The organism is Chryseobacterium sp. X308, from assembly GCF_020733145.1.
Lineage (GTDB): Bacteria > Bacteroidota > Bacteroidia > Flavobacteriales > Weeksellaceae > Chryseobacterium > Chryseobacterium cupriresistens.
Genome location: NZ_JAJFZH010000001.1, coordinates 254,999 through 278,635 on the forward strand (window position 1 = coordinate 254,999; position 23,637 = coordinate 278,635).

Genomic DNA, 23,637 nt, shown 5'->3' on the forward strand with positions numbered 1-23,637 from the left:
ATACAAAAAGCCGCTTTGGCGGCTTTTTCTTTTACAAATAGTGATAAAAATTTATTGATTTCAAGTTTGTTTAACAAAAAAAAGTTTTAACAATGAAAAAAATATTACTCCTTTTTATTTTATTGATAACGCAAATGGCCTTTTCACAGTCAGATTGTGTCACAGCAATTCCCATCTGTGGTAATTCTGACATTTCATACACCCCTTCAGGCCCGGGGAATATAATAGAAATTCTTAACCAAAACGGTGGATGCCTCAGTACCAATGAAAGATATACAGTTTGGTACACTTTCACAGTATCTACACCAGGAACACTGGCATTTACAATAAAACCTAACGATCAGGATGATGATTATGATTTTGCAGTTTACGGACCAACAGCTAACGGCTGTGCTTCGTTACAGAATGCGGATCACGTTTTCATACAGCCTATAAGATGTAACTATAGCGGTACTTCAGGAGATACAGGTCTCGATCTGACTCTTGCTCCACCAGCCGTATTCCCTACCAATCCTCCGGGTGTTACATCAAGCATGAACAATGGTAAATGGAGTCCTTATATGGATGTATTGGTTGGCCAGACTTATTATCTGGTTATTGACAACTTCAGTAGATCTGTTAATGGTTTTTCTTTAGAATGGACAGGGACTGCAAGCTTAAGTTCAGCATTTAATGATCCTGTTCTTTCTCCGAACCCATTTATCGCGCCAGGTATTCCGGGAGCAGCTCCTAATGATCCTAATCAGGTAATGGTTTGTGCCCTGCCTACCCAGTTTGATTTTACAACATTATCTGCAGCTATTATTAATGGTAACAGCACGAACTTCAAGGTTACTTATCACAAAACAACCAACGACGCCCTTACAGGACAGAATCCTCTTACAGTAACTACTGTAGACGGAGTTACAACATATTATTACAGAATTGTGTATCAGGATCCCACCAATCCGACCAATCCTATCAACGGATGTTTCATAACCGGAAAATTCAAGTTTGTCAATGTAGGTATCTCTGCCAATTCAGCTACTTTATACTCCTGTAACAACAACGGAGCGGGTACTGCAAAATATGACTTGACAACAGCCAATGTATTTGGAGGAACCGGAGCAACGATCAAGTATTATGAAACGGCGGCAGATATGAATGCAGATATTAATGAAATTACAGATCCTGCCAACTATGTTTCTGCTGAATCTACCATCTATGTAAAGGTAGTTTCTTCCTTCGGATGTATTGCCACCACTACCATCAGACTATTATTCTATCCGACGGTTGTGCTTAAAGATGCTGTACTCCAAAACTGTTACATCGATAATGATGTGACGCGTTCGACATTTGATCTTTCCAAAGCAGATATTGGTGTACCTGTTCCAACCCCTACCGGAACTATTATTAAGTATTACACAACAGTAGCTGATGCGAAAGCACAGACAAACCCTATTATAGCGGCATTAAACTATCTTTCAGAAAGCAAAACAGTATATGCAAGAGTAGATAATGACAAACAGTGTTATTCAATTGCTAAAATAGACCTGGTAGTATTACCTCCTGTAAAATCAGCGGTATTAAAAGATAAAACAATCTGTGCTGAAGCCAAAACTACCCTGGATGCAGGTCCTGGATTTGTAAGCTACGAATGGAGCACTGGTGAAACTACACAATCTATCAGCAATGTAGGTGTTGGTGCTTATTGGGTAAAGCTTCAGACCGGAAAATGCTTCACACTTCAGGAAGTACGTGTACATGCAAGCCTTCAGCCGGTGGTATCAGGAATCGAAATTACCAACAACAATATTACTGTAACAGCTACAGGAGGAGTTCCTCCTTACCAATATTCCGTAGACGGTATTAACTGGCAGGATTCCAATACATTCACAGGACTTCCAAGAGGAGAAAATACAGTATACGTAAAAGATACTTATAACTGTACACCTATCCAGGTAACAATAACAGTTCCTAATCTTATTAACGCCATTACTCCGAACGGAGATAATGTAAATGATGTTATCGACTATTCAGCATTAGCTTACAAGAAAAACCTTATCTTCATTGTATATGACAGATATGGAAACAAACTTCATGAAGCTAAGAAATTCAATAACTTTACATGGGACGGAACTGCCTTTGGTAAGAAAATTCCAACAGGAACGTACTGGTATACGATCTCCTGGAATGAAAACAATAAAAACAATACCGAAACTAAATATTCAGGATGGGTATTGGTAAAAAATAAAGAATAAGTTATACTTCACCTTTTTAAAAAATCACCTCAGACCGGGGTGATTTTTTTTATCAACAAGACCAACCTCCTGTTTACAGCATTTTACGAAAGACTGCTAATAATTTGTTGAATACTATTTTTTTATTATTTTTTAAATAAACTATCTTTGCACCATGGCGCAGAAAGAAACATTATCATCCCTGACACACGGAAACTTTGCAAAAGAATTGTCTATTGCGGATGGAAAAATGCCTCCCAATGCAGTGGACTTTGAAAGACTGGTTATCGGAACTTTTTTGATTGACAAAAAAGGTCTTGACCATTCCATTGACCTTCTTACCCCGGAGGTATTTTATGACCCCAGACATCAGGTCATCTTTTCTACTATTCTAAAATTGTATGAAGGCAACCACCCGGTAGACTTAATGACCATCATTCAGGATTTAAAAAAAGAAGACAAGCTGAGCCAGGCAGGTGGTGATCATTACATTATTGACCTCACCATGGGAGTAAGCTCATCCGCCCATATCGAATATCACGTACGTGTTATTCTTGAAAAGTATATTTTAAGAAGCCTTATCAATGTTTCTGCTAACGTAATTGATTCTTCCTACAAGGAATCGACAGATGTTTTTGAACTTCTGGACAAGGCAGAGCAGTCTTTCTTCGAGATTACCAACGGAACTATCAAGAAAGGATTCGATACTGCCAACTCATTGGTAAAACAAGCTATTGACACAATTAAATCGTTAAAAGATAAGCAGGGACTTTCCGGAGTTCCTTCAGGATTCAGAGATGTAGATAAGGAAACCGGAGGATGGCAGAATTCTGACCTCATCATTATTGCCGCCCGTCCCGCGATGGGTAAAACAGCCTTTCTTCTTTCCATGGCAAGAAATATTGCAGTAGGCCACAAAATCCCTATGGCGCTGTTCTCTCTCGAGATGGCCTCAGTACAGCTTATCACCAGAATGATTGCTTCTGAAACAAGGATCTCTTCGGAGAAACTAAGAAAAGGAACCCTGGATGATGAAGAATGGCAGAGACTGTTTTCCAATGTATCTGAACTGGAAAACGCCCCTTTATATATTGATGAAACACCTTCCCTTTCTATATTCGATTTTCGTGCAAAATGCCGAAGATTGGTGATGCAGCATGGAGTAAGACTTATCATGGTAGACTACCTTCAGCTAATGACAGCTGGTGGCGGTGGAAAAGGAGTTGGAAACCGTGAACAGGAGATCTCCATGATTTCACGTTCATTAAAAGCGATTGCAAAAGAACTTAACGTACCGGTAATTGCTCTTTCCCAGCTTTCAAGAAGTGTGGAAGCCCGTCCCGGAAAAAGACCTCAGCTTTCAGATCTGAGGGAATCCGGAGCAATTGAGCAGGATGCGGATATCGTATCTTTCATCTTCAGACCGGAGTATTATAAAATTACCGTTTGGGATAATGATGAAGAAGGACAGGAAACTTCTACTGAAAACCAGGCCGAACTTATCATTGCAAAACATAGAAATGGTGCTACAGCAGATGTCAGATTATCTTTCTTAAAACATTTTGCCAAATTCGGTGACATTGAAGCTGCATTTGATGGTGGTGCCGGAGGAGGATATCCTTCCAACTTTGGAGAACCAAGCGGCTTTGACAAGATTAAAACAACGATTCAGCCAGGAGCAGCATTTGATCTTCCGGACAACTCAAAACTTTCCGGTTCTTCAATGAATGATTTTGATGACGATGATGATTTCCCGTTTTAAGAAAGACTAAAGTTTAGATTAGTTTAATTGTAGTCAATACATCCATTTTTAAAAAACAGGTTTGAGAATCGAAATTTATACCGACGGGGCTTGCAGCGGAAATCCGGGAAAAGGCGGATATGGAATTCTCATGCGTGTTCCTGAAAAAAATTACCAGAAAACATTTTCCAAAGGCTTTCGGAAAACGACCAACAACAGAATGGAACTTCTGGCGGTCATTACAGCATTGGAAAAGCTGAAATCTACAGAAAACGATATCCACGTTTACACAGACAGCAAATATGTATCTGATGCGATCAACCAGAACTGGATTGCCGGATGGATCAAAAGAGGCTGGAAAAACGTAAAAAATCCAGATCTATGGAAAAAATTTGTAGAGCTGTATAACAAACACTCCCCAAAAATGCATTGGATAAAAGGTCATGCCGGGCACTTTGAAAACGAGCTTTGCGACAAATTAGCCGTTGCAGCAGCGAGCTCTCCCGATCTTGAAATCGATACTTATTTTGAAGGGTTGGACAACAATTCGTTATTTTAATTTAATTAATGTAAATACTTAATAGATACTATAATATTCACCATTATCTCATAATTAGCAGTATTTTTTTAAAATATTATTAAAATTTAAGCGAAATTAACATTAAATACACATTATTTAACTGGGATTTAATATCTTTACATATTAATCTAAGTCCCATTATAAATGAATAAAAATCTATTATTGTATTTATCTGTTTTTTTACTCTGTATAGCCGGGAAGTCCTTTGCCCAGACTTACCAGCTTATCGGAAACCCGGTAACAACTACCGGATGGACCATGGTTTCTCCCACCCAGGTAAACACAGATTTTATTCAGCTTACACCGGATACCAACAACCAGTCCGGTTCTATCAGGCTGAATGACCCCATCAATTTAAAATATTGCGACAAATGGAGAGTGGAATTTGACTTCAGAATGGACTCCAACCAAACCTCCAACGGAGATGGAATTGCCTTCTGGTATCTTGCTAACCCTCCTGTTGCCAGCGTATTAGGATCCGGACTTGGGGTATCTCAAAATGCAGTGGGTCTGGTGGTAGGACTTGACACTTACAACAATACCACAACTGCTACCATGAGCAAGGTTCACGTGGCTTACGGGCAGGTTCAAAATACAACAGACACCAATAACGTTGAGTTCTTTAATGTTCCCGGAAGTTCTTTCCATTCACCGGATCTGAATACTACACAACCGTTTCAGGGAACCACTTTTAAACATGTGGAAGTGACAGCACAGGTAGATCCCGCAGCTCCTACCAGCTGGATCATAAAAATAACAATAGACGGTAACGTAATTTGTAATCAGTCTTTTGCGCCTTCAGGCACTGCTGCCGCAATGACAGTAGGATATTTTGGCTTTTCAGCATCTACAGGAGGAGCAAGATCAAGACATTCCATTAAAAATGTAAAAATTTATACGGATAAAGTTCCTATTTTACAGGATTCAGCAACACAGTCATTCTGCCCTAACCCTACAACCGGATACGGATCTGTAAACCTGACTACTTTCAACTCACAATTTGTCAGCAATCCTTCCAATTATACGTTTACCTATTACCCACTGGGGAGCTCTACACCAATTGCCAATCCTGCCAATTACCAGTTCAATGCCAACACAACGGTTACAGTGGTTATTAAAGATAATGCAGGACTGCTTTGTGATAACCCGGATGGCAAAATTTTATTGGTTCTTGCTCCTTTCAAAGCGGAAGACAAAACGATTACGGTATGTAACAATAACAAAGCAGGAACAGCCACTTTCAACCTGAATACAGCAAATGTTACAGGTGTTCCCGGTGCTGTTAAAAAATACTACAAAACGTTAGCAGATCTTAATGCACATACGAATGAAATTCAAAATCCCGGCAACTACTTCTCTGCTCCCGGAGAAGTTTATGTAAAAGTAACAACCCCTCAGGGATGTACAGGTACAGCAAAAATCACGCTGGCCTTTTACCCGGACACTCCTGTGCAGGAAGCTACCCTAAGATCATGTTTTATTGAAAATAACATTACCAGTGCTATTTTTAATCTCACTACCGCAGATGTTACTAGTTTAGGTACTGGTGCTGCCAAAAAATATTACACCTCTATAGCGAATGCTCTGGACGGAGTCAATGAAATCATGAATCCTCTTCAGTATTTATCTACAACTACTGCCGTGTATGCTAAAGTAACGGATGCCAACGGCTGTTTTAATATTGCTAAAATAAACCTTATTGTATTACCTCCTGTAACGTCCTCTGTCCTGAAAGACAAAACCATCTGTATCGGAGAAAAAACAGATCTGGATGCAGGACCTGGATTTGACGGTTATGAATGGAGTACGGGAGCAACAACTTCATCGATTAAAGATGTAGGAGTAGGTCCTTATTGGGTAAAATTGAAGACCGGTAACTGCATCACTACACAGACTGTTAATGTAAAAGCATCTGCAAATCCTGTGATCTCCAGCATCGATATTGACAACAACACCATAACAGTAAATGTAGCTGGTGGAACACCTCCATATCAGTTTTCTCTGGATGGAGTGAACTGGCAGCCAGGCAATATATTCACAGGTTTAGCAAGAGGCGAAGTAAGAGTGTATGTAAAAGATTTTTACAACTGTACCCCTGTTGAAGTTCAGATTACCGTTCCTAATCTTATTAACGCCATCACTCCAAACGGGGACAACGTAAATGATGTTATTGACTATTCAGCGCTGGCTTACAAAAAGAATCTTGTATTCATCGTTTACGACCGATATGGCAATAAATTGTATGAAGCCGGAAAAATGAGAAACTTCACCTGGGACGGCACAGCTTCCGGTAAAAAGGTTCTTACAGGAACTTACTGGTACACCATTTCATGGAACGAAAACAATAAAGACAATACTGAAACAAAATACTCAGGCTGGGTATTGGTTAAAAACAGAGAATAAAATTACTATCAGAAACTACCTCATTTGGGGTAGTTTCGGTGTTAAAAAACAGAATTTGCCCAAACAGAGATCAGGATCAGATATTAATTTTTCACTAATAATTTAAACTTAAAAACAATTTTATATCAAAAAACAATAACATCATAATCCATCCACTATGAAAAAAAATATACTCTTTTTTTTACTGGCTATCTTATTATGCCTGCCGGGAAGATTTCTTTCGCAAACCTATCAACTTACCGGAAACCCTGTAAATACAACGGGCTGGGACCTTGTCTCTGATGCTGTAGTAAGCGGAGACTTTGTAAGACTGACAACCGATCAGACCAGCAGATACGGGGCCGTAAAATTATCCACTCCTATCACTCTGAGCTATTGTGATAAGTGGAAAGTGGAATTCGATTTCAGAATTGACGGAAACGGAACCACACAATTTGGAAAAGGAGACGGTTTTACCTTCTGGTATCTCGCTAATCCACCAACAGGATTTGTATCAGGAGGAGGACTGGGAATTCCGGCCAATGCTTCCGGGCTCATGGTTGGTTTTGATATCTTCAATAATACCACTGAAGGCCAGATGAGTAAAGTTCACATTCTTTATGGCACCAATAATACAGCCGGGAACAATATTGAATTCAACACGACTCCGGGAAGTACTTTTCACTCTCCGGATCTTATTGCTACCAATCCGTTTGTAGGAGATACTTACAGACATGTTGAGGTAAATGGAGAAACAGATCTTACCAACCCGACAAACTGGATTATCAAAGTGAGAATAAACGGTGTTCTTATTGTAGATCAGTCTTTTGCTCCTTCCGGAGGTGCCGTGGGAATGTCACAGGGATATTTTGGCTTCTCTGCAGCAACCGGAGGTGCCAGCGCAAGACATTCTATTAAAAATGTTAAGGTATTTGTGGATAAAGTTCCTATCCTAAGCAATACCATAACGCCTTTTGTATGTACAAATCCTGCTACAGGAAATGGTACAGTAGACCTTACTTCTTATAATTCCCAATTTGTAAATAATCCCGGAAATTATATTTTCACATATTATGTATTAGGAAGCTCAACGCCTATCGCGAATCCTTCAAGTTTCCAATATTCAGGAAATACGACAATCAAAGTGGTAGTCAAGGATCCTACTTCTACTCTTTGCGATAATGGCGACGGTGTTATCCAGCTTAATCCTACTCCATTTGCAGCAACAGATGCCACTCTGACCGGATGTAATAACAACAATGCCGGGACAGCAACATTTGACCTCAACACGGCTGCTGTAACAACTGTTGCCGGAGTTACCAAAGAATTCTACCCTACCTTATACGATTTGAATAATGGTACGAATCAGATAACAAACCCTTCTGCCTATGCATCTGCAGCAGCAACAATATATGTAAAAGTAACGACTCCTCAGGGATGTGTGAGTACTTCTAAAATTACATTGAACATTTACCCTGTTGTGGTTGTGAATGATATTGAAATAAAATCCTGCTTTATTGAGACCAACCCATCTATGGCATCCTTTAATCTTACAGGAGCTGTCGTTTCTCAGGGCGGACTTACAAAAGAATACTATCCGTCCCTGACAGACGCTATCAGTGGAACCAATGCAATATCTACTCCGGCAGCATACATTGCTCCTAACGGTGTGGTTTATATTAAAGTATTCAGCTCAAACGGATGTTATTCTATTGCTAAAGTTACATTAACTGTAATCCCTCCCGTTTATTCAAGAACTTTGCTTGACAAGACAATTTGTATAGAAAATACAACTACTTTAGATGCAGGCGCAGGTTTCAAAAGCTACGAATGGAGCACAGGAGCTACTACTCAATCTATCAAAAATGTAGGAGTAGGTACTTACTGGGTAAAACTTAAAACCGGAGATTGTGTTGCAACACAGAAAGTAACAGTATACCCTTCCGACAATCCGGTTATTACAACGGTTGACATTTCGGGAAGCACGGTAACAGTATATGCCAATGGCGGAACTCCTCCTTATCAGTATTCTATGGATAATATCAACTGGCAGGATTCCAATGTGTTTACCAATATTACCAGAGGAGAAGCAAAAGTGTATGTCAGAGACGGTTATAACTGCGTTCCTGTTGAAGTCAATATTACAGTACCTAACCTTATCAATATCATTACACCTAACGATGACGGCAAGAATGATTTTATAGATTATTCAGCTTTGGCCAATAAACAAAACCTGGAAATAGCCATTTTCGACAGGTATGGTTACAAAATGTTCCAGGCCGATAAAACCAATGGTTACAAATGGGCAGGAACTACCAATGGAAGTAAAAAAGTTCCTACAGGAAACTATTGGTATTCTGTTTCATGGAATGAAAATAATAAAAACAGTACTCCGATAAAATTCTCAGGCTGGATTGTTGTAAAAAACAGAGAATAATTACACTTTCCAAAACATCAAAAGAATCACCCCGCCGGCCGGGGTGATTTTTTTGTATGAACAGGCAGGAGATATTTCATTTTAAAGACTCTTTATTCATATTCAATGCTTAAATTTGTCGTATGAATTATTTGGAAGCTTTAAGCAGAATAAATTTCATCAAAAAATTTACATGGATTTAAAGAGTTTAGAAGAAAAAATTATTTCGAATTTTAAGGCAGAAAATATACATGGGATTCTTCTTGCAGGAAGCTATGCTACAAATACACAAACTGAAGATTCTGATATTGACATTAGACTTATTTTCAGCAATGACAGGAAACATACTGTGAAAGGAATAAAATATATTGATGGACTAAAAATCTCATACTTTGGAGAAAACGCAGACAGGGTAAGGAGAAGAATGTCTGTTGACTTTTCAAGAAACAGCCGTTTTGAAGCAAGATTATTTGCTTTAGGCAAGATTTTATATGATTGTGAAGGAAGCGTTGAAGAATTAGTGCAATATGCTAAAATTTTCATGGAAAATTCTTTTCAAAAAAAATTAACTCAAGACGACGTTATTTTAAAAATGTACTCATTGCATGTACGTCATGAATCTCTGTCAAATACTACAGTTTCAAGCCCTATATATGTGTACAACTATATATCTTTTATGAAAGCAGTTCTTGTTACCTATTCAGCTATTCTTAATTACGAAACAATAATTGATATTAAACCTGATAAGATATTGACCAATACCACTTACCGGGAAATCAATCAATGGAAAGATTTTCCTGATCAGGATTTTGTTGAATTATGGATAAAGGCAATATCTGAAATAACCCCTAATAAATTAGAGGTTATTTATCAATATTTACAATCTAAAACTTTAGTTATTGAAAGAAAAGATTTTGAAGTGGTTTATAGGGATTAATTCAAATCAAGTTGGTTTTTAATTAGCTCAAAATAAGCTCCTTTGGCGTTGACAAGCTCATTATGTGAGCCTTCTTCAATAACCTTCCCTTTATCTAATACTATAATTTTATCTGCATTCTTTACAGTAGAAAGGCGGTGCGCTACAATCACGGCTGTTCTTCCTTTGAAAAACTGATTTAAATTATCAATAATCACTTTTTCATTATTGGCATCTAAAGAACTTGTTGCTTCATCAAAAAAAATAAAATCAGGAGCTTTATAAACAGCCCTTGCTATAAATAACCTTTGTCTCTGTCCACCACTTATCCCTACTCCTTCGTTTCCAATTTTAGTATTATAGCCCAGAGGTAAGCTTTCTATAAATTCTCTCACATTGGCAACATTTACGGCATTAGCAAGTCTTTTCTTATCTATATGATCATCTCCTACTGCTATGTTATCTGCCACTGTATCATTAAATACATATCCGTCTTGCATTACAATACCAACATTCTCTCTCCACATTCCCGGAGAAATTCTGCTAAAATCTGCTGTATCAATTTTTATATTCCCCTCCTGAGGCTCATAAAATTTCAGCAATAACTTAATAAGGGTTGATTTCCCACTTCCACTTGCACCAACAATAGCTGTAGTTTTTTGATAAGGAATTATAAGGTTTAAATTTTCAAAAATATTTTTATACCCGCCAACATATTTATAACTGACGTTATTTAAAACAATATCTCCTCTTGGCACCTCATACAAGTAATGTTCAGTATTGCTTTCTTCATTATCTTTCTCATGTATTTCATTTAATCTCTCCAGAGAAATATTTGCATCCTGTAATTGTTTTACAAACGAAACTACCTGTCCAATAGGTCCATTCAACTGTCCTATAATGTATTGGATAGACATCATCATTCCTAAGGTAATTTCGCCATCTACAACTAATTTCGCAGATAAGAAGCTGATTACCATATCTTTCATTTGGTTAATAAATCCTCCTCCTATTGACTGCCATTGTTCCAACTTTAGTCCCTGTATATTGAGTTTAAAAATCTGAACCTGTGTGGATTCCCAGCCCCAACGCTTTTTTTGCTCGGCGTTGTTCATTTTAATTTCCTGCATGCCGTTGATAAGTTCAATCACTTTACTCTGAGTTTCGGACAGTTGAGAGAAATTTTTATAATCCAGTTCTTTTCGCTTCTTAAGAAAAAAAAGTACCCATGAGGTATACAAAATAGCGCCTATAGCAAAAACAATAAATAACCTGTAATCATAGAGCAGTAATATAACACTGTAAATAAAGAAGTTGACAACTGAAAAAAGGGTTGTAAGGGTTGATGTTGTTAACAGCTGCTGAATCCTTGAATGATCACCAATTCTTTGCATTAGATCTCCTGTCATTCTTGTATCAAAATAATTAATAGGAAGCTTCATTAGCTTAATAAAGAAATCGGACACTAAAGAAATATTGATCCGGGAACTAATATGCAATAAAATCCAACTTCTTACAATTTCTACCCCCATTCTTCCCAGGTAAAGCATAAATTGGGCAATGAGAATAAGATATATAAAATTTATATCATTATTTTGTATCCCCACATCCACTATACTCTGAGTAAGAAAAGGAAGTATTAATGACAACATACTTCCTGCTAACAAACCTATTGCCAATTGAAGTATTAATCTTTTATATTTCAATGCATAAAGACTCAGAAACTGAATATCAAGTCTGTTTTTTTTATCATCCCAATCCGTTTCATAAAAAGCTGGGGCAGTCTCTAGAAGCAGCGCTATTCCCTCCTGAATATTTTCATCTGCATTATTTCCTATCCAACGTTTTAAAAACTCACTTTTTGTAAATGTAAGCAGCCCATAACTTGGATCGGATACATATACCATTTCATCCTTCCCCTTCTTTATCTTATATACAACAACAAAATGCCTTTTATCCCAATGGACAATACAAGGGAGAGGCACTCCGGCAGCAAGTGTCCTAAAACTAATTTTAACCCCTCGGGACCTAAATCCTATTTTTTCTGCTGCAGTGCCAAGATGCAATAAATTACTTCCAATTCTTGTTGTTTGTGTAAGATCCCTTATCCGCTGCAGATTTATGTTTTTACCATAATATTTACTAATAATCCTCAAACAAGTAGGACCGCAGTCTTTTGCGTCAGGCTGCTTATAAAAAGGAAACTTATTCAAAGTATACTTTCTGAACATTTAATTGTTGTATAATGATACTGATTTTACTTCCCTTGCTACAATAGACTGATATTTTTTATAAAGAAAAAAGTAAACTCTAAACTCGTTAAAACGCTGCTTTTCGGAGAATAATCTATTTACTGTCATATGAATATAACTTCCTAAAACATTAAAATATTCATCCTTGATTTCATTTTTAATGCTCAATAAAATATTTTTTACTTCAGAGTTATTAATAACTTCAATAATAGCGGGGTTAAGTCCTTTTGAAATAGTGATATCCTTAATTCTCCGAAGTTCATCATGCAAAGAGTTCCTTAACAGTTTATCGCTTTCATAATTAAATTCTTTTGCAAAATAATTGAAATTCCGCTCAAGAAACCTTAACTTATCATGATTCATCCCTAATGTATCCAAATACTCCTCTATTGTGAAATAACTGATCAGAAACAGATAATTATAGTTTATAGGGCTGAAAGATTTGTATAAATTATAGACAAACTTAGAATCGTGATAAAAAAATGTTTCAGAGTTGATTATATTTTTACCTTTATATCTTTCCAACTCCCTTGTATAGGTATCCTGAACCACTCCGGACACTTTACCGGATTTTATATACGTATTAAAAATTTGGCTTATACCTGTTGTAACAACAGAGATATTAGCAGGATCTTTTACATTCAAACGAATTCTAAGATGACGTTTAGGATCTGCATATCTTATGAAAAACCATTTTTCAACAAGTCCTTTCTTCACTAGTTTTTTTTCAATATAGTCTGCTATAGCCACCAAAAATTTATTGGAAAACTTATCCCCAATATAGACTTTAAAATAAACCCACTCCGAGCCTGGAATAAATGTTCTTGTTATAGCGTCTTTGCTTGAAGCTCTTATCTTTAATGGATAATTTTTTTTGCTTTCCTTCTTGATAAAAGGCACTACTAATTCTTTACTGTACTTTGGTAAAGAATTGTCATCTGTTATTTCCAATAGACATTCATGTAAAATAATCTGTTTATCGTTTTGATTGATATATTTTTGGAACAATTCAATTCCTAAATCGGTTGAAAAATCAAAATAAAGGATGTTATCACTCTCTTTGAAAACAACCATATCCGTAACATTCAATTTACTTTTTATCTCAGCAAAATTCTTTTTAAACTGATCAAAATCTTTAGATTTTCTTAATTTACTAAAGTTGTTTCCTTTTATAATCCAATAAGCTTGTTGAATAATAATCCCTTTATAGACAACTCTTGGTAAATACTCTTGTATATCCTGCACAATTCCCCAATCCCAAATAAGTTGAGAATCAAAATTCTGAAACTGCATATCGCACAAAAAATGATAAATAGGTAATCCATTTCTTCTATAGCTATGAGCATTCGAAAGTCTTGGCTTGATAGGTTTATTTAATTTTTCTGAAAACAAATAAAGTTCATTGTTGATCATTTGTATATATAAATCATTAACATAAACCTTTTGATTTTCAGAAAGCAGCGAATTGGCTAAAAATGGGATCTCATATTTTCCAAAATAGGGCCTAGCAATTACATTTCCTACTCTGGCTTGTGGCAAATGAACTATTTCCGCATATATATAATTATTATTTCTAGCTTCTATAATATCCACCAAATCATGAAGTTTCTCATAAAATCCCTGATGCATACCACAAAACCTTCCAGAAAGGCCTGTCATTGCAGGAGAATATGATGTTACATGAAATAATGGCTGTTCTTTTCCCGGATATACGTTGAGCAAGTAAGTAAATCCCGGCTCTGCTGTTTCAATATTTATAACATCAGAAAAGTTCTCTTTTATATCACGATCAGTAATTTCAATTTGTTCAGAATTATTTTTTAAATATTCATGATATTTTTTTAAAGCAAAAGCAGTAAACTTTGTTTTGCCCGTTGTTTTAGATTCATAAATATCTTTTGTACTTACTGCGGATTTATATCCAATTCCAATTTCTTCATCTAATACTTCCGTAAGTTTTACTTTTCTATCTTCATATCTTTCTGAAAATGCTCTTTTAAAAATTTCAAGCTGAAAATGCTTGGGAGGATAGGATTTTGAAAAAGCTGAAAAAACAGATAGTAAATTGCCAAGGTCATGCCTTAAATCAGATGACAAAGTATAATCTTTTATAGGACTTACCACATCCAACTGTATCAGATTTTTTTCAGGGAGATTTGGCAGGAACTCTTTTAACAGTATGTATATTTTTTTATAGAATTCAATATTAGACTGCCTGGCATTAACTTTCCTTAACAAGGATTTTATCTCTTGTAAAATATTTTTCAGCAATAAAATTTCATCATCAGTATCAGAATTAATATCTCTTAGAAATGCCAACAATACATCAAAATAATCACGACCTGTAATATTAACATCAAGATTTGTTGTTAAAAGTTTACAATCTATAAGGCGATCAATATAAACCTCAATATCTTCTTGCTCTACATCATATTGATCAAGGATTTTGTTAATCAATGTTTCATATTTGATTCCTTTTCTGGAAATTTTAATAATAAAATTGATAAGGTCATCAGATTCTATGGAAACCAAATGATGTGTTCTCATCCCTTTTCTAAACCTATATTCTATATATCTGTAATCATCTTTAGTTTTATAAAGACTTGTATTATTAGAAAGAATAAAGTATTTTTTAACACCTTTAATTTTTGAAATATATTCTCCTATCTGAAAAAGAACTTCCATATCCAGTTTAGGATAGTAATCTAATACTTCAGTGGCTGAATCATTTTTACATTCGCCGGAATTAAAGTTTCCTTCCCTAAAATTTGCAAATAGCCCAAAAGGTGTGGCTCTGGTCGAAGCCCTTATATAATATTTAGTCAAAGAATGCACCATTCTTTTTCTTTCTTTATCAGACAATCTGGAAGGTACTGTTTTATATTTTATAACCTCGTTATATAAGATATCAGAAGCAAGGTATAGACCTTCTTCCAACTGGTAGTTCTCAGTAAATTGTTTTACAAGATAATCCAATATAAATTGTTCATTACCCTGATTGATGATACTATAAAAATCAAAAAAATTATTGATTGGTAAAAGCGGTTGCCTTGCAGCGTAGAAGGTACTTTCGTACATATACAAAATAATTTTAAAATTTAAATCAGTAAGGCTTCTCCCCATTTAATATCAGGATTAACAAGAGACAACAAAGTAAGTCCAACTCCGCTTAATCCTTGCAAAAAACCAAAATCATTATAATGGTTTATTTGATTATTCCAAGCACAATGTCCTGTAATCAACTTATCATTATCTGTATTTAAAAGTTCAAGAGAAGCATTTTTCCAGTAATCAACGCAGTCTTTATACTTATTTCCTTCAGTTAAAATACTAAACTTATTAAAAATATGCATTATCCCCGATGAACCATGACATACTGCAGCATCTCTTACAAAACCTTCCTGCAAGTCTTTCCGTAGAGCTGATTTTTCCATACATTGTAAAGCTTCTTGCTGAAACGAAGCATTCCCTAATCTCTTCCCAACATCCCATAAGGCTGCTGCAACACCAAGATCACCATAACACCACCCCATGCGTGATCCTTTTGAATAGAAATCTGTTTTTTCTAAGGCAGGAATAGAAGATGGATAAAGTGAGTTTCTGTTATCCTTATATTTATAATCTATGATTGTTTGAGTTGTATCCTCAATTAATCTTTTCAGTATGTTATCATTAGGATTTAACTCATATGCTTTTGACAGAACTGACACCACAGCCGGCTGGCCATGAGCAAGCCCGAAATTGATAAATTTATTTAGTTTTTGAGTATCCTCTAAACTAAAGAAAGGCCAATACATTTTTCCTTCAGGAGTATATTCCACAATAGAATGCAATTTAGAAATAATTCCTTTTGCATATTCATTTAAAGCTTTCTCATCAGTAAGGAAATAATGCAAAGCCCCAGTAGCACCATGAAGAAAATCAAAATTTCCCTTATCTAATTCATTAATAGCATAATTGAAAATAAGTTCATCCAGATCTGATAATACATCGCCTGCTTCAAAATCTACAAACTCTTCTTGGTTAAAAAACTTCAGAAGCCATGCAAAACCTACTACTCCATTACTATATCTGATATCACCTCGTTTAAGCGCAACACTAATATTAGAAATAATTTCATCACTAAGTTTTTCTCCTCTTTCTAGGCTATCATTATCATTAAATTGCTTACTATGATAATAATAAAACAAACCCAACCCACCAAGATCACCTAAAAGACCTGTTTTAAGATTTGCAACATCCATATATGAACTGGTTTTTGATTTAATCTTTTCCAGCTCTTCAAAAATAATATTCATATAATTTATCTGGTCACACAAAAAAGGATAACACTGCAATACTGTTATCCTTAATATGTTCTGTAGTTTTAAATACCGTTATTAAGTTCTATTACATTCAGGAGATACATCCTGTGTGAGTTGACACCATCCTGATGCACAGTTATCACTCATTCCACAAAGATCACTATACTCTATAACACCACTACAAGGATCTGTTTCTACACCACAATAGCGAGAGCATTGATCTGTATTACAGTCCGAAGCTTTAGTGTATGGAACAGTGGTAGTATCATCACCCCCGCCAATTACTTTTTGAGCTTCATCCATAGATAAATTAAGAATATCTTCTTTCTTAATTTCCAGTTTTGCGATTTTCTTTTTTTGCATGTCTAAATGTTTGGTTAAGTTCTAATTTATACTAAAATTATCTTGTATTATGTTCTGTTACACTCAGGAGAAACCTCTTGTGTCATTTGTCCTCCTCCCGTTCCACAATTATCAGTCATTCCACAAAGATCCGTATATTCAATAACTCCACTACAAGGATCTGTTTCTACCTCACAATAGCGAGAGCATTGATCTGTGTTACAGTCCGAAGCTTTAGTGTATGGCACAGTGGTAGTATCATCACCTCCGCCAATTACTTTTTGAGCCTCATCCATAGATAAATTAAGAATATCTTCTTTCTTAATTTCCAGTTTTGCAATTTTTTTCTTTTGCATAATAAGTTATGTATTTAATGACTAGATAAATATATAATTTTTTCAATATGCAGAGATATTTTTATATTTTTTTAACATTAAAATATTCAATACTAAGGGATATATTTTTACACTTATTAAAAAATATATTTAAGAATTAATTTACTTTATTCCATCTTCAATTCCTAAATTTGTCCTATGAATTATTTGGAAGCTTTAAGCAGAAGATATTCTGTAAAAAAATTCAATCATCAGATTATTCCTCAGGAAACCCTTCACAACATTCTTGAGTCAGGAAAGCTGTCTGCCAGTTCGCTGGGACTTCAGCCTTATAAAATTGTGATTGTTGAAAGCGAGGAGATGAAACAGAAATTAATTCCCGCCTTTTATAATCCATCTCAGATTTCCACCTGTTCCCATCTTATTGTTATTATCTCAAAAAAAATCATAGAAGAGAACTATATCCGGGGCTATTTTAATCATATTTCTGAAGTAAGGGATACTCCAATGGAGAAACTTGATTCTTTCAGAAACAGCATTAATCAGCATATTAACCAGAAAACACATGATGAAATTTTCAACTGGGCAGAAAAACAGTCTTATATAGTATTGGCCAATCTTATGTATGCCGCAGCTATTGAAAATATAGACTCCTGTCCTATGGAAGGTTTCCGCCAGGATCTTATAGAAGACATTCTGAATGTCAATCCTGAAACAGAAAAAGTAACCGTTACCCTCGCTTTAGGTTACCGCTCCGAGGAAGATCACTTCCAGCACATGAAAAAAGTAAGAAAACCAAACGAAAAATTGTTTAAATTTATTTAATATTTTAAACGATTGTACCTAAAGCCAGCATATGATAAAAGCGGATGTATTAGTAATCGGTTCCGGCATTTCCGGACTTTCCTATGCCATTAAAGTTTCTGAACAGCACCCTGATGCCAAAATTATTATTGTAACCAAGTCTGATGAAGACGAAAGCAATACCAAGTATGCACAAGGCGGTCTCGCCGTCGTTACAGATTTTCAGAATGACAATTTCCAAAAACATATAGACGATACCATGCGTGCCGGCGACGGTGAAAACAAACGTGACGTCGTAGAAATGGTGGTAAGAGAAGCTCCCGCGAGATTCAATGAAATTGTAGAATGGGGAGCACAGTTCGACATGAAGAACGGTAAATTTGCTTTAGGAAGAGAAGGAGGCCATACTGAAAACAGGATCGTACATCATAAAGATATTACAGGTTTTGAAATCGAAAGAGCTTTATTGGAAACGGCCAATAACAGCCCGAATATCGAAATCCTGGATCATCATTACGTTATTGATATCATTACACAGCACCATGTTCCCGGAAAAGAACTTAACGAAGGAGACATCCACTGCTACGGTGCTTACATTCTGGATGAGAAGTCCAAAACCATCAAAAAAATTACTTCTAAAATAACGCTTGCTGCCACAGGAGGTGCAGGACATGTTTACAAAAACACCACCAATCCTACGATTGCAACAGGGGACGGAATTGCTTTTGTTGCCCGTGCCAAAGGAAAGGTTTCCAATATGCAGTATTACCAGTTTCACCCAACAGCTCTCTACAGCAAAATGGATGGAATGTTGTTTTTGATTTCTGAAGCCGTTCGTGGAGACGGAGCAAAATTAAGAACCAAAAGGGGCGAAAAATTCATGCATAAATATGATGAACGTGAAGAATTAGCTTCCAGAGATATCGTTGCAAGAGCCATTGACGCTGAAATGAAAATTACCGGAGACGAATTTGTCGGCTTGGATTGCAAGGAAATGAACCATGAAAAATTCCTGGAACATTTCCCTAATATTTATAAAAAATGTAAAGATGAAGGAATTGATCCTTTCACTCAGCTGATTCCTGTTGTACCTGCCTGCCACTATTTAATGGGAGGTATCGAAGTAGACAGAGACGGACAATCCTCCATCAGAAATCTTTTTGCTGTAGGTGAATGTACCAACTCAGGACTACACGGTGCCAACAGGCTTGCTTCAAACTCTCTCCTTGAAGGTTTGGTTTTCGGGCATAATGCCGCAATGAAAACAGTAGAACTTCTGAATGAAAACAGTTTCAACTTTGATGACCTGAAAGCCGTTCCGGAATGGAATGAAGAAGGAATGAAAATCATGGACGAAATGGTCATCGTAAGCTATCTCAGAAAGCAACTTCAGGAAATGATGAGTGATCTGGTCGGAATCGTCAGAAGCAACAGACGTCTGAATATGGCATTACAGAAGCACCAGGAAATTGCCGCCGCAGTTGATGAAATATACCACTACTCTATTCTTTCCCCCCAATTATCGGAATTAAGAAACCTTACAACCGTTGCCCATCTCATCATTACCCAATCCATGGAAATGACGGAGAATAAAGGAGCATTTTATAATAAAGACTTAGCCTAACAGAAATCACACAATGAAAAGACCAGCATACGTAACAGATAAAGCATTAAAGACATTTATAAAAAACGCTCTTGAAGAAGATATTCAGGATGGAGACCACTCTACTCTTTCTACCATACCACAGGACCTTGTACAAAGTGCTAAACTTTTGGTAAAACAGGACTGTATTCTTGCAGGCGTTGAGCTGGCAGAAATCATCTTTAAAACATTTGATAAGAATTTAAAAGTAGAGGTTTTCATTAAAGATGGAACTCCATGTAAATTCGGAGATGTAGCGCTTATCGTTACGGGAAGTGCAAGATCTATCCTTTCCACAGAGAGATTTGTTCTTAACTGTATGCAGAGAATGAGTGGGATTGCAACTCTTACTCATGAATGGGACTCAAGGTTAGTAGGGACCAAAACTAAACTTTTAGATACAAGAAAAACGACTCCCAATTTCAGAATGTGTGAAAAATGGGCAGTGGCTATTGGCGGCGGAACCAATCACAGGTATGGTCTTTATGACATGATCATGCTGAAGGACAATCATATTGATTACAACGGAAGCATTACCAATGCAGTAGCAATGGCAAAGGATTACGTTAAAAAGAATAAGAAAAAGTTAAAAATAGAGGTTGAAACAAGAAATCTTGAAGAGGTACAGGAAGCTATCAATGCTAAAGTTGACAGAATCATGTTAGACAATATGGATGTAAAAACGATGAAGGAGGCTGTAAAAATGATCAAAGGTTCTTGTGAATCTGAAGCATCAGGAGGAATTACCCGCGATATGCTGAAAGAAATTGCCTCTACAGGTGTTACCTATATCTCTGTAGGAGCCCTTACCCACTCTGCTGAGAATATAGATTTGAGTCTCAAAGCAGTGAAATAGCGTTGAATTTTTAACAAAAACACCCCCAGTTTGTTAAAAATTCAATAACATGACTTTTTTCATACAAAAATTCAATTTTCAGCCACAATACTGATTTTTAACACTTTAACATTATTAAGACTTATTAAAAATTAACATTGAGTTAATAATAGTTAAATTTAATTTTGCGAATTTTGCAGAAAATTAAATCTAATTATTACTAACGATTATGAAATTAATCAACAAATCGATGCTAACTGCAGTAATTACTTTATCTACAGCTAGTGTCTATTATGCTCAACAGGTTCAGGACTCTACAAAAATTAAGTCCAATGATATTGAACAAGTTGTATTAACTGGTGTTGCAGATATCGCCAAGGATAGAAAGACTCCAGTAGCAGTTTCAACAATTAAAGAAGCACAGATTGTTGAAAAATTAGGTAACCAGGAGTTTCCTGAGATCCTAAACACAACTCCATCCGTTTATGCTACTAAAGGAGGTGGTGGTTTTGGAGACTCTAAACTAAATATTAGAGGATTTAACCAAAACAATATTGCCGTAATGGTAAACGGTATGCCAGTAAATGATATGGAAGGAGGATCAGTTTATTGGTCAAACTGGGCAGGACTATCTGATGTAACTTCTGCAATGCAGGTACAGAGAGGACTTGGGTCTTCCAAATTAGCAATTGCGTCTGTGGGTGGCACTGTAAATATTCTTACAAGAGCTGCCGACAAAAAACAAGGTGGAATAGTTTCTCTGGGAGTTGGTAACAATGACTATGTAAAATCTCTTTTTGCATACAATACAGGAAAATCTGAAAAAGGATGGTCTTCTTCATTTCTAATGTCCAGAACTGCAGGTTCTATGTATGCGGACGGAACCAAGTTTGAAGGATATAACTATTATTTTGCATTAGGATACAAAAAACCGGGAGGTAATCATGATTTTCAATTTACCATTACTGGGGCACCTCAATGGCATAACCAAAGGTCATATGCTATTGCTATTTCCGATTATATAAAATTCAACCCTGATCATGATGGAACTCCAGACAGAAAATATAACTCAGATTGGGGCTATCTGAATGGAAGACAGTATTCAGCAAGAGTAAACTATTATCATAAGCCTGTATTATCCTTAAACTGGGACTGGACACTGAGTGAAAAGTCTAAACTTAACACGGTATTATATGGTTCTTTTGGTAGAGGAGGAGGAACAAACACTACCGGTTCTGCCAATGGAAAGAGCTTAAGTACTTTTAGAGATCAGAATACCGGATTATATAATTTTGATAATGTTGTTGCAGCTAACCAAGCGTCTACACCAGATAAAGGAGTGCTTATCAGAAATGCATCTATTAATTCACACAACTGGTTTGGTTTAATTTCAAGCTTCAACCACACCATCAATGATAACTTTAAGTTCTCTGCGGGTGTTGATGCAAGATACTATTATGGATACCATTACCAGGTAGTAACTGATCTACTAGGTGCAAGCGGATATATTGATAAAAATAACAAAAACATTCCACCTAACTTAGTAACAGCAGTATCCAAACCAGAAGCTAGCTGGAATCCATTTGGCGGAAAAATTGACAATATAAATAATCAAATTGGCTATAGCAATGATGGGGAAGTACTTTGGTATGGAGCTTTTGGCCAGTTCGAATATACAAATGATAAAATCTCTGCGTTCGTTCAAGGGTCTGTATCTAACCAAGGATTTCAAAGAATTGATAACTTTATTGTTGATGGAGTTACAAAATCAAAGAAAGGAGAAATTATGAATACTAAAACAGGTTTCAAAAATCTGTTCGGATACAATATCAAGGCTGGAGTTAATTACAATATTAACGAACAACACAATGTTTTTGGGAATGTTGGATACTATGAAAAACAGCCGTTTTTCAATGCAGTATACAGAAGTAATGAGAACATCGTTTCTCCGGATCTTACAAATGAAAAAATATTTGGTGTAGAATTAGGGTACGGTTTCAGATCTGCAAATTTCAATGCTAATGTTAACTTATACAGAACAACTTGGGATGACAGATATCTTAGAAGATCTAACCTAAGAGATCTTGTTGCAGGTAAGACGGCTTATGTAGAAATGAATGGACTGAATGAAGTTCACATGGGAGTGGAAGTAGATGCTAACTATAATCTTAATAAAATATTAACCATCAATGGTATGTTCTCTATAGGAGACTGGTACTATAAAGGAAATGCAACTGCTACTCTTTTTGAAGACAGCACAAACCAGCCACTTAACTTCCCTGGAAGCACAAGTAACGAAGCTACATTATACCTAGATAAAGTAAAAGTTGGTGACGCAGCACAAATGACAGCTGCTTTAGGAGTAACAGTAAAACCTATTAGAAACCTAAGCTTCGATGCTACATGGAGAAATACAAACAATCTGTACGCTAGTTTAGATGCTTTCAATTTCAGAACTCAAGCTGCTGCTCAAAAAGGTACATTAGAATTACCTAGCTACAATTTGTTTGATTTAGGACTTTCATATAGAATCAACCTAAACAACAAACAACAGTACTTCACGATTAGAGGTAACGTTTATAACTTATTCGATACAACATACATCGCTGAATCAAATACAAATACTCACGCCAACCTTACAGCACAGGAATATGCTGAAATCAAAGGTGGAACAGTTGCTGGTCTTGCTAAAGAATATGCAGCTTACCAGGCAGCAGGCAATTACAAAGGAATCAGCCAAACTAACCAGGTATTCTTCGGATTCGGAAGAACCTGGGCAGCAACATTATCATTCAATTTCTAATAATATCACAATATTAGATTTTCTCAATATCAATCCCGGCTTTGAGCCGGGATTTTTGTTATCTTT

Annotated in this window: 15 protein-coding genes; 10 read left to right on the forward strand and 5 right to left on the reverse strand. The window is 36.1% G+C overall.

Annotated features, from left to right (window positions below; genetic code table 11):
• The first annotated feature begins 92 nt into the window (after positions 1-92).
• The 6 genes from LIV57_RS01210 to LIV57_RS01235 all read left to right on the forward strand — a co-directional run bounded on the left by LIV57_RS01210 (position 93) and on the right by LIV57_RS01235 (position 10,275).
• Positions 93-2,240 carry a T9SS type B sorting domain-containing protein gene (locus LIV57_RS01210; RefSeq protein WP_227941105.1) on the forward strand — a complete coding sequence of 716 codons (2,148 nt, stop codon included), beginning with the start codon at positions 93-95 and terminating at the stop codon, positions 2,238-2,240.
• Positions 2,241-2,394: 154 nt separating this feature from the next.
• Positions 2,395-3,981 (forward strand): replicative DNA helicase, encoded by a 1,587-nt coding sequence (gene dnaB, locus LIV57_RS01215; RefSeq protein ID WP_110008416.1) that lies wholly within the window; start codon positions 2,395-2,397, stop codon positions 3,979-3,981.
• A 61-nt stretch (positions 3,982-4,042) separates the two neighbouring features.
• Entirely contained in the window at positions 4,043-4,519 is a 477-nt protein-coding gene (rnhA, locus tag LIV57_RS01220; RefSeq protein WP_227941106.1) for a ribonuclease HI, read from the forward strand.
• A 165-nt stretch (positions 4,520-4,684) separates the two neighbouring features.
• A complete protein-coding gene (locus LIV57_RS01225) occupies positions 4,685-6,943 on the forward strand; it encodes a lectin-like domain-containing protein (protein ID WP_227941107.1) in 2,259 nt (752 codons plus the stop codon).
• A 157-nt stretch (positions 6,944-7,100) separates the two neighbouring features.
• Positions 7,101-9,359: a T9SS type B sorting domain-containing protein gene (locus LIV57_RS01230; RefSeq protein WP_227941108.1), complete on the forward strand. Its 2,259-nt coding sequence runs from the start codon at positions 7,101-7,103 to the stop codon at positions 9,357-9,359.
• Between the two features lie 172 nt (positions 9,360-9,531).
• A complete protein-coding gene (locus tag LIV57_RS01235; protein WP_202841724.1) occupies positions 9,532-10,275 on the forward strand; it encodes a nucleotidyltransferase domain-containing protein in 744 nt (247 codons plus the stop codon).
• Here LIV57_RS01235 and LIV57_RS01240 read toward each other — a convergent pair.
• The 5 genes from LIV57_RS01240 to LIV57_RS01260 form a co-directional block, all read right to left on the reverse strand.
• The gene (locus tag LIV57_RS01240) at positions 10,272-12,467 is read right to left on the reverse strand and encodes a peptidase domain-containing ABC transporter (RefSeq protein WP_202841725.1); all 2,196 of its coding nucleotides are present in this window, start codon (positions 12,465-12,467) and stop codon (positions 10,272-10,274) included. The genes LIV57_RS01235 and LIV57_RS01240 overlap by 4 nt on opposite strands.
• 18 nt (positions 12,468-12,485) lie before the next feature.
• Positions 12,486-15,584: a lantibiotic dehydratase gene (locus LIV57_RS01245; RefSeq protein WP_227941109.1), complete on the reverse strand. Its 3,099-nt coding sequence runs from the start codon at positions 15,582-15,584 to the stop codon at positions 12,486-12,488.
• Positions 15,585-15,604: 20 nt separating this feature from the next.
• Entirely contained in the window at positions 15,605-16,804 is a 1,200-nt protein-coding gene (locus LIV57_RS01250; protein ID WP_202841728.1) for a lanthionine synthetase C family protein, read from the reverse strand.
• 81 nt (positions 16,805-16,885) lie between these two features.
• Positions 16,886-17,173, reverse strand: a complete 288-nt coding sequence (locus LIV57_RS01255; protein ID WP_202841730.1) for a class I lanthipeptide — start codon at positions 17,171-17,173, stop codon at positions 16,886-16,888.
• A gap of 47 nt (positions 17,174-17,220) precedes the next feature.
• On the reverse strand, positions 17,221-17,508 hold the full coding sequence (locus tag LIV57_RS01260; RefSeq protein WP_202841732.1) for a class I lanthipeptide: 288 nt from the start codon (positions 17,506-17,508) through the stop codon (positions 17,221-17,223).
• A gap of 177 nt (positions 17,509-17,685) precedes the next feature.
• Here LIV57_RS01260 and LIV57_RS01265 point away from each other — a divergent pair, with 177 nt between their 5' ends.
• From LIV57_RS01265 to LIV57_RS01280, 4 genes are all read left to right on the forward strand, one after another.
• Positions 17,686-18,312 carry an NAD(P)H-dependent oxidoreductase gene (locus LIV57_RS01265; protein ID WP_202841733.1) on the forward strand — a complete coding sequence of 209 codons (627 nt, stop codon included), beginning with the start codon at positions 17,686-17,688 and terminating at the stop codon, positions 18,310-18,312.
• A 31-nt stretch (positions 18,313-18,343) separates the two neighbouring features.
• A complete protein-coding gene (gene nadB / locus LIV57_RS01270) occupies positions 18,344-19,915 on the forward strand; it encodes an L-aspartate oxidase (protein WP_137904406.1) in 1,572 nt (523 codons plus the stop codon).
• A 13-nt stretch (positions 19,916-19,928) separates the two neighbouring features.
• Positions 19,929-20,789, forward strand: a complete 861-nt coding sequence (gene nadC, locus LIV57_RS01275; protein ID WP_202841735.1) for a carboxylating nicotinate-nucleotide diphosphorylase — start codon at positions 19,929-19,931, stop codon at positions 20,787-20,789.
• 208 nt (positions 20,790-20,997) lie between these two features.
• Positions 20,998-23,571, forward strand: coding sequence for a TonB-dependent receptor (locus LIV57_RS01280; RefSeq protein WP_202841737.1), 2,574 nt, complete (start codon positions 20,998-21,000; stop codon positions 23,569-23,571).
• Positions 23,572-23,637 lie beyond the last annotated feature (66 nt).

Bases quoted from the DNA above. Each gene is read 5' to 3' on its own strand.
- nadB (WP_137904406.1), top strand. From the start codon at position 18,344: ATGATAAAAGCGGATGTATTAGTAATCGGTTCCGGCATTTCCGGACTT.
- LIV57_RS01230 (WP_227941108.1), top strand. From the start codon at position 7,101: ATGAAAAAAAATATACTCTTTTTTTTACTGGCTATCTTATTATGCCTG.
- LIV57_RS01210 (WP_227941105.1), top strand. From the start codon at position 93: ATGAAAAAAATATTACTCCTTTTTATTTTATTGATAACGCAAATGGCC.
- LIV57_RS01225 (WP_227941107.1), top strand. From the start codon at position 4,685: ATGAATAAAAATCTATTATTGTATTTATCTGTTTTTTTACTCTGTATA.
- LIV57_RS01245 (WP_227941109.1), bottom strand. From the start codon at position 15,584: ATGTACGAAAGTACCTTCTACGCTGCAAGGCAACCGCTTTTACCAATC.
- LIV57_RS01260 (WP_202841732.1), bottom strand. From the start codon at position 17,508: ATGCAAAAGAAAAAAATTGCAAAACTGGAAATTAAGAAAGAAGATATT.
- LIV57_RS01235 (WP_202841724.1), top strand. From the start codon at position 9,532: ATGGATTTAAAGAGTTTAGAAGAAAAAATTATTTCGAATTTTAAGGCA.
- LIV57_RS01250 (WP_202841728.1), bottom strand. From the start codon at position 16,804: ATGAATATTATTTTTGAAGAGCTGGAAAAGATTAAATCAAAAACCAGT.
- LIV57_RS01280 (WP_202841737.1), top strand. From the start codon at position 20,998: ATGAAATTAATCAACAAATCGATGCTAACTGCAGTAATTACTTTATCT.
- LIV57_RS01265 (WP_202841733.1), top strand. From the start codon at position 17,686: ATGAATTATTTGGAAGCTTTAAGCAGAAGATATTCTGTAAAAAAATTC.
- dnaB (WP_110008416.1), top strand. From the start codon at position 2,395: ATGGCGCAGAAAGAAACATTATCATCCCTGACACACGGAAACTTTGCA.
- nadC (WP_202841735.1), top strand. From the start codon at position 19,929: ATGAAAAGACCAGCATACGTAACAGATAAAGCATTAAAGACATTTATA.
- LIV57_RS01255 (WP_202841730.1), bottom strand. From the start codon at position 17,173: ATGCAAAAAAAGAAAATCGCAAAACTGGAAATTAAGAAAGAAGATATT.